Raw genomic sequence first — 6,746 nt, 5'->3', positions numbered from 1 at the left:
TCAATCCGTCTGTTGGAGACAGCTCTGCTGTCTAAAGGTCACTCCCCTGCCTCGTTGCGGTGTCTGTCGTCGCAAGCCACGGCCGACGAGAAAAAGAAACCCCGTTGCATCGCTGCAACGGGGTGTGTGGGATTACTCGGCGAACAAGATCGTGCGGGTCTTCTCGGCGCCCTCGCGGACGAGTTCGACCATCCGCTCGCCTTGGCCGATGTCGGTCAGCTTCGCGACCAGCGAGGCGAGGTTCTCCTTCGGCCCGATCTCGGTGGCTCGCTGCGCAGCCACGCCAGCTAGCCCCGGCTGGCCTGTGGCGTGGGCGAGCACGGCAACGGTGGCGGTGAGCTGGGCGCGCATCCCCGGCCAGCTGGTCGGGACAGCACGCATAACCTTCTCTATGAACGCAAGGCCAGCCTGCGGCTCATCGAGCAGTGCCGCAAGCAGTGTGTCCCGCAAGCGCGGCGTGGTGAAGCATTTCAGCGCAGACCGAACAGCACGAGTGCTCGGCTGGGTGATCCCTGCCGCCGCCTGCTCGTATTCACGCTGCAGCATGTCGGAGAACATGGGCGGAACGTACGCCAGCGCGTCTTCGATGATGTCGGCGTGCTCGGCAGCGTCGATGCCGTGGTCGGTGCTGTTCAACCGTGCCTCGATGTCGTCTTTGCTCGGCTCCGGCAGCTCGCCGGTGTGCTCTAGCATCTGCCGCAGCGCCGCCGATGCGGCGACCTCGCCGACAACACCGTGGCGCGGCTCGTTGATGAGCGGATGCTGGTACACAGACCACCAGGCAGCCCCGGTGACGATCTCGGGCACCTGCACCACCCCGAGCAGCGGTGGTAGGTGCACTGCCCCGCTGGTGAGGTACGTGGCCGTCTCGTCGAAGATCGGTTGCGCAATGTCATCGCTGATCATGTACGCGATAACAGCGTCGAGTTCGAGGTGGTGGACCCACGCTGCGAACCGCTCGCGGCTCTCGGTGAGCTTCTCCACGGCCTCGTCCAGGTCGAACCGTGCGATCGGACCGAGGCGGATGGTGTCAGCGCCCTCGTCGTCGACGAAGAACGCGAGGATCAGCGAGTTGTTCGGGTAAAACCCGAGGATGCCGGGGAGGTTCGCGAGGATCTCGCCGTGGGATGCAAGCGTGTGGGAATGAGTGGACATGGCAGTGCTCCTTTGCACGAATACGGGGTGTACGTGGCCAATCCCGTATTCGGTCCGGCTCTGCCGGTCGCAGGCGTATCCCCGCAGTGCAGTGCCTATGTGCGCTGGGCGTCGCTAGCGCAGCCTGATGCCTTCTCGCCGGGTGCGAGCGCTAGCGACGCAGCCTGTGCTTAAGCGTCGGTGTCGATGCGCTTGAGAGCGCGATAGATCGTCGGCCGCGAGACGTTGAATGTCCTAGCTACTGCGCTGATGGACTTACCGCCGTCGACGAGTTCCTTGGCCATCTGCGCCTGCTCAGCGCTGAGCTTCGGCTTAGGGCCGGCGACCCTGCCTTGAGCGCGGGCGTGCGCCACGCCTTCACGGGTGCGCTGGACAAGCAGGTCACGCTCCCACTCGGCCAAACTTGCCATGACGTTGATAACCACCTTGTCGGTGGGCTTCGACGTGTCCAGCGCTGGCTCCAACACCTTGACGTTGATGTCGCGCTCGGCAAGGTCAGCGATGGTGTTCACGGTGTCCGCGAGGCTGCGGCCGAGCCTGTCCAAGCGCGTGACAACGAGCGTGTCGTCGGGGCGCATGTACGCCAGCGCGTCATCAAGGCCAGGCCGTTGCCAGTTGGTGCCGGAGATGGTGTCTGAGTAGATGTGGTCCGGGTCGCAGCCAGAGCCTGAACGCTCAGATGACTTCGAGCCTGACTTCTAGCCTGGAACCGCTGGTAGAAGTAGCTGTATCTGAGGCAATGTCGAAAGAGCCTAAGAGCCTGCACGAGGCAGCAGAAGCCTCTAAGAAGGCTCGCAGCGCTCTGCTCCAGGAGAAGGAGTCCAACGAAAAGCTGCTGGAGGAGATACGCGCAGAACGCAAGCAGTATAACGACGATATGGAAAAGTCGAACACGAACTTTATTAAGGCCTGCATGTCTGCCTCGTGGATTGCAGCCAGTGTTCTCTTCGTTGCTATCGCACTCGTTGCTGTCGGAGCCTTGGGGAACGGGCTGCTAAGTATGCTCGGCATACCCGACGGCGTGTCTGCCTTGTGGGGTCACGTCCAGGAGGCCAACGGCATCGGCCCAACACTGGGCTGGTTGGCGTTAACACTTATCGTCATAGGGGTTCTTATAGCGCTTATGACCTGGATGTTGTCCCAGGCTGCGCCGGGTATTGCTCACTTAGTCGAGGAATACCGTCGCAATCACCCGAGGAAAGAAACGAACCACTAACTAGAACACGTGCACCGTAAAAAGTAAAAATCCCCACAACACAGCGTAGCGGTTAACCGCTACGCTTCTTTTATGCTCTTCCTATGCCCCAACTTTGCAACAGCACCAATAAACTGGCGCCCCGGTTATAAGTTGGGGCGCCAAGTCGATGTGCTCGAGTCGGGGGATGTTAGTGGCCGGTGCCAAGCCGGCCAGACAGGCGGTTCAGCCGGTCCTGACTGGGACCGTCGAGCCCGATAATGGACACGGTTTTGCCTCTGTCCTGGAACTTCTGCGTAATCGCGTCAAAGGTCGCGACCGTGGAGGCATCCCAGATCTCCGCCTCAGTGAGATCAATAGTGATATGACGGGCAGAATCGGTGTAATCAAAGCGATAAACCAGGTCATTGCTTGATGCCCAAAACAACTGGCCATGCACCCGGTAGGTACGAGTATCAATCTCGCCATCGCCGTCGCCGTCGATCTCGGAGACCTTTTCAATGGAAGCGATATGTGCCATCCGACGGGCGAACATGATCATCGCGGTGACCACACCCAACACCACACCAATGGCCAGGTTGCTGGTGGCTAGGGTGGCAATAATCGTCACGGCCATAACAATGGTCTCAGAGACCGGCATGAGTTTAAGGGTGCGTGGATGCACCGAGTGCCAGTCGATGGTGCCGACCGAGACCATGATCATGATTGCCACCAGCGCAGCCATCGGGATCATGCCAACGATGTCGCCCAGTGCCAGGACCAGGACCAGCAGGAACACACCGGCTAACAGGGTGGATAGGCGGGTACGTGCCCCGGATTCGCGGACGTTGATCATGGTTTGACCGATCATCGCGCAGCCACCCATGCCGCCGAAGAGACCGGAGGCAATATTAGCCACCCCCTGTCCCCAGGATTCACGAGTTTTATCGGAATGAGTGTCGGTGATGTCATCGACGAGCTTGGCGGTCATCAACGATTCCATGAGACCGACCACGGCCATGGCCAGGGCATAAGGCGCGATGATCTGCAGGGTCTCCAACGTCCACGGCACGTTCGGAATAAACAGGGACGGTAAGGTCTCCGGCATCTTGCCCATGTCCGAGACCGTCGGGACAGTCAAACCGGCGGCAATGACCAAACCGGTGAGCACGATAATCGTGACCAGCGGGGCGGGGATCACACTGGTGAGCTTGGGGAAGAAAATCATGATCACCACACCCAAGCCGACGAGTGGGTAGACTATCCAAGGCACATCAATGAGGTGTTCGAGTTGGGCGGTGAAAATCATAATGCCCAGTGCATTGACGAAACCCAGCATCACCGATCGGGGGATAAAACGCTGAAGTTTCGCCACACCGAGGGCGCCGAGCACGATTTGTAGGACACCGCCCAACAGGACGGTGGCGATGAAATAATCCATCCCGTAACCACGCGCCACAGGAGCAATGACTAGGGCAATAGCCCCGGTGGCGCCGGTGATCATTGCCGGGCGGCCACCGGTAAAGGCGATCGCAATGGCCATGACTACCGAGGAAAACAGACCCATGGCTGGGTCAACACCGGCAAGGATGGAAAAGGCAATGGCCTCAGGGATCAGCGCCAGGGATACCGCCAGTCCGGCCAGAATCTCTATACGGATACGGGCGGGGGAAGAAAATGCGTAACGGAAGGATGCGATGATCCCGGTAGGGGCATCAGCGCCGTCTGGACTCAGGAGGGGGCGGGGGGCCGCCGTGCTAGTTTCAGTCATAGATGTCCAATCTTTGAGGGGATAGGTAACTGGGCGAACGCCCGAAAGGAATCCAACCCTCTAGTAACTTTAGGTTTGGTGATGGTGGTCATGGTAGCGGGAGTTTTACTCAACCGCCAACCCAGGCACAGGAACCCGTGGGCAACATCACCGTGAAGGAGAACAGGCAATGCAAAACAGTAATTTCAAGATCGGCGAGGTCGTTGACCGGACGGGGTTGTCGATTCCCACCTTGCGTTATTATGACAACGTCGGCCTGATTACCCCATCGGGGCGTAGCCCTGGTGGGTTCAGGCTTTATAGTGAGGCTGATGTACGTCGTGTTTTGCTGGTGCGACGGATGAAACCGCTGGGGTTTACTCTGGATCAGATGCGGGAGTTCCTGGAAGCTGCGGAGATTCTTCATAGTTCAGATGGCGGGCAGGACAGTGATACCGCACAGCAGGCACGGAGTAATGCCAAGGCCACCCTTGCCGACATTCGTGAGGAGACGCGCACCCGCTACGAAAAGCTACGCAAGCAAATTGCCTACGCTGAGGAATTCCTCGATCTGGTCAACACCCTGGCACCCTAAACCGCCCCCATCCTTCGCAGGGAGAAAAAGACCATCGTATTGAATGCGCTCTGTCGAATCGCGTTCCAGATGAAGTGGACGAACGCCCGCGGCCTCTCCGGAGTGGATGGCGATAGTACAGAGGACTTCTGAAATCCGTGCAGACGACTCCTCAAAACGACACAGTCATCCAAGGTCACAAAATCGAAAATTGTCACTTAACCCCATCACTTCCAAACCGGCTTAAGTGACAAAATGCCATCGCTAAAGTCCCGATTTGAGTCCCAGGACGTGCGCCTTAAGAGAAATAACTAAAGCCCCTACCAGTGTTTCTCCTGGTAGGGGCTTGGAAGTTGGTAGCGGGGGCAGGATTCGAACCTACGACCTCTGGGGTAACAAGAGCCGTGTCATACTTCCTGCGAACGCCACGGTTGAGCAGTGTCGCCCCCGATACACGAAGGCAGATCTCCCCCGAACTGCCGGCTCCCGTGGCGTTCCTTCGTAAGAGCTTTGCGCGCCGCAGCGCATGCGCGCGATTGTTGACGTGTCACACACTGCAACCTAGTTCCACACGATCTGGACCGATTCGGGGTTAAAAGTCTTGCTACCACGCACGCCACGGCGCAGGCGCACCTGGCACAGGGTGTTGATGACTCGGCGCTGCACGGCAAGCTCTGCGTTGTCGAAGGCGTCCACGGGCGAGGCGTAAGCGGTTGTATCGAGCAGCGCCGATGCGCCAGCAAGGCGGACACGGCGCGTTTCGAGTTTCTCGATCTGCGGCTCATAACGGTTTCGCGCGCGCTTGAGGTCACGGGCCTCGATAAGCTCCTCGTCGTAGTCAGCCTGGACGCGGGCAAGCTTTGCGCGAAGCTCAGCGAGTTCGTCGTCGATGGCGTTGACCTCGTCGTCGTCCGCAGTTGGCAGCAGGTCCGCCAGGTCGTCACGGCCAAGGCGGGCGCGGATCACGGCGAGCACAAAATCATCGACGCTATGCGTGCGCACTAAGCCACAGGCGGCGCAGCGGTAGCGGTCGGCATGTGTGCGCACGGGGTTGCCACACTCGTCGCAGACATACAGACCCGAGCCGAGATGGCGGCGAGTGTTCCGGCGCTCCTTGTTGGTCAGCCGGTCGGGATCATCGAGCACGTTCTGCACACGCCACCACAAATCGGGTGTGACGATCGGCTCCCACTGCCCTTTCACAGGCTCGCCGGTATTGGGGTCGCGGACGATATGCGTGACACGGCGGTATTTGTTCTTCACGCCTTTGCGCTTGGCCTTCTTATACGTGGAGTAGCCGGCATACACGGGGTTGCGCAGAATCGAGTGCAACGACGTATAGGCCCACGGCTGCGCGTCGGGAACCGGCTTTTCTTCCTGGCCAGCAGCGCGGCGGCGTGCGTTGCGCTCTGTAACCACGGTGTGCATATGGCGCGGCGTGGTCGGAATATCCGGCAAGCCCGGCTGATCGACCCCAGATAAAGCGCGTGCAATGTCGCGCATGGAGTTGCCCCGCTCGACAGCGCGGAACATCCCGAGCACGGCCTCGGCTTCGGAGGGGATGATCTCGCCGGTGGAGGTGTAGCCGATTGGGCGGACACCGCCGGAGTACCAGCGGCCCTGCTCGGCGCGCTGCTGTTGCGCACGGGATTGGCGCATGCTCTTTCGCTCGATCTCGCCGCGCGCCACGGCTGCTTTAATACGCGCGTACATTCTGCCGCCGTCGGTGGCAAGGTCAGCATCACCGTTCGCGGTGACGAGTTTCAGCCCCTGCTCCTCTGCCCTGTCGATCCACTCTTCGAGCTGCCAGGGCTGCCGCGTGAGGCGGTCGAGGTCCCAGCAAATGATTGCGTCGATCTCGCCGCGCTCAAAGGACGCCACCATGGCGTCGTAGTCGGGGCGGTCCACGTCCTTCTTCGACGCGGAGATCGACTGATCGACGTAGGTATGCACGACGTCCCAGCCACGTTGCTCGGCAAGGGCTTCGCAGTCCTGACGCTGCCGGTCGATGGCGAGGCCGTCCATGGCAGCATCGAGCGAGATACGGAGGTAAATAGCAGCACGTGTTGTCATGCCGCTAACACTAGCGCGCC

At 60.1% G+C, this 6,746-nt stretch carries 6 protein-coding genes; 2 read left to right on the top strand and 4 right to left on the bottom strand.

The genetic code is table 11. The features are described from left to right. Positions 1-132: 132 nt before the first annotated feature. Both HMPREF3170_RS09690 and HMPREF3170_RS09685 read right to left on the bottom strand, forming a co-directional pair. Positions 133-1,155 (bottom strand): DUF4192 domain-containing protein, encoded by a 1,023-nt coding sequence (locus HMPREF3170_RS09690; RefSeq protein WP_070479341.1) that lies wholly within the window; start codon positions 1,153-1,155, stop codon positions 133-135. 170 nt (positions 1,156-1,325) lie between these two features. Then, a complete protein-coding gene (locus HMPREF3170_RS09685; RefSeq protein WP_083290965.1) occupies positions 1,326-1,799 on the bottom strand; it encodes a recombinase family protein in 474 nt (157 codons plus the stop codon). 95 nt (positions 1,800-1,894) lie between these two features. On the opposite strand from HMPREF3170_RS09685, the gene HMPREF3170_RS09680 reads away from it, so the two are divergent. Next, positions 1,895-2,371 carry a hypothetical protein gene (locus HMPREF3170_RS09680; RefSeq protein ID WP_034664648.1) on the top strand — a complete coding sequence of 159 codons (477 nt, stop codon included), beginning with the start codon at positions 1,895-1,897 and terminating at the stop codon, positions 2,369-2,371. A gap of 169 nt (positions 2,372-2,540) precedes the next feature. Here the strand turns inward: HMPREF3170_RS09680 and HMPREF3170_RS09675 are convergent, their stop codons facing one another. Continuing rightward, on the bottom strand, positions 2,541-4,100 hold the full coding sequence (locus HMPREF3170_RS09675) for a SulP family inorganic anion transporter (protein ID WP_070443139.1): 1,560 nt from the start codon (positions 4,098-4,100) through the stop codon (positions 2,541-2,543). 169 nt (positions 4,101-4,269) lie between these two features. Between HMPREF3170_RS09675 and HMPREF3170_RS09670 the strand changes: the two genes are divergently transcribed. Then, complete coding sequence (locus HMPREF3170_RS09670) at positions 4,270-4,674, top strand: MerR family transcriptional regulator (RefSeq protein ID WP_034986068.1); 405 nt, start codon at positions 4,270-4,272, stop codon at positions 4,672-4,674. Between the two features lie 540 nt (positions 4,675-5,214). On the opposite strand, the gene HMPREF3170_RS09665 is transcribed toward HMPREF3170_RS09670, so the two are convergent. Continuing rightward, complete coding sequence (locus HMPREF3170_RS09665; RefSeq protein ID WP_070479338.1) at positions 5,215-6,726, bottom strand: recombinase family protein; 1,512 nt, start codon at positions 6,724-6,726, stop codon at positions 5,215-5,217. Positions 6,727-6,746: the final 20 nt, after the last annotated feature.

Source organism: Corynebacterium sp. HMSC08D02 (assembly GCF_001807505.1).
Taxonomy (GTDB): Bacteria; Actinomycetota; Actinomycetes; order Mycobacteriales; family Mycobacteriaceae; genus Corynebacterium; species Corynebacterium pseudogenitalium.
This window is presented reverse-complemented; position numbering and strand designations above follow the sequence as displayed.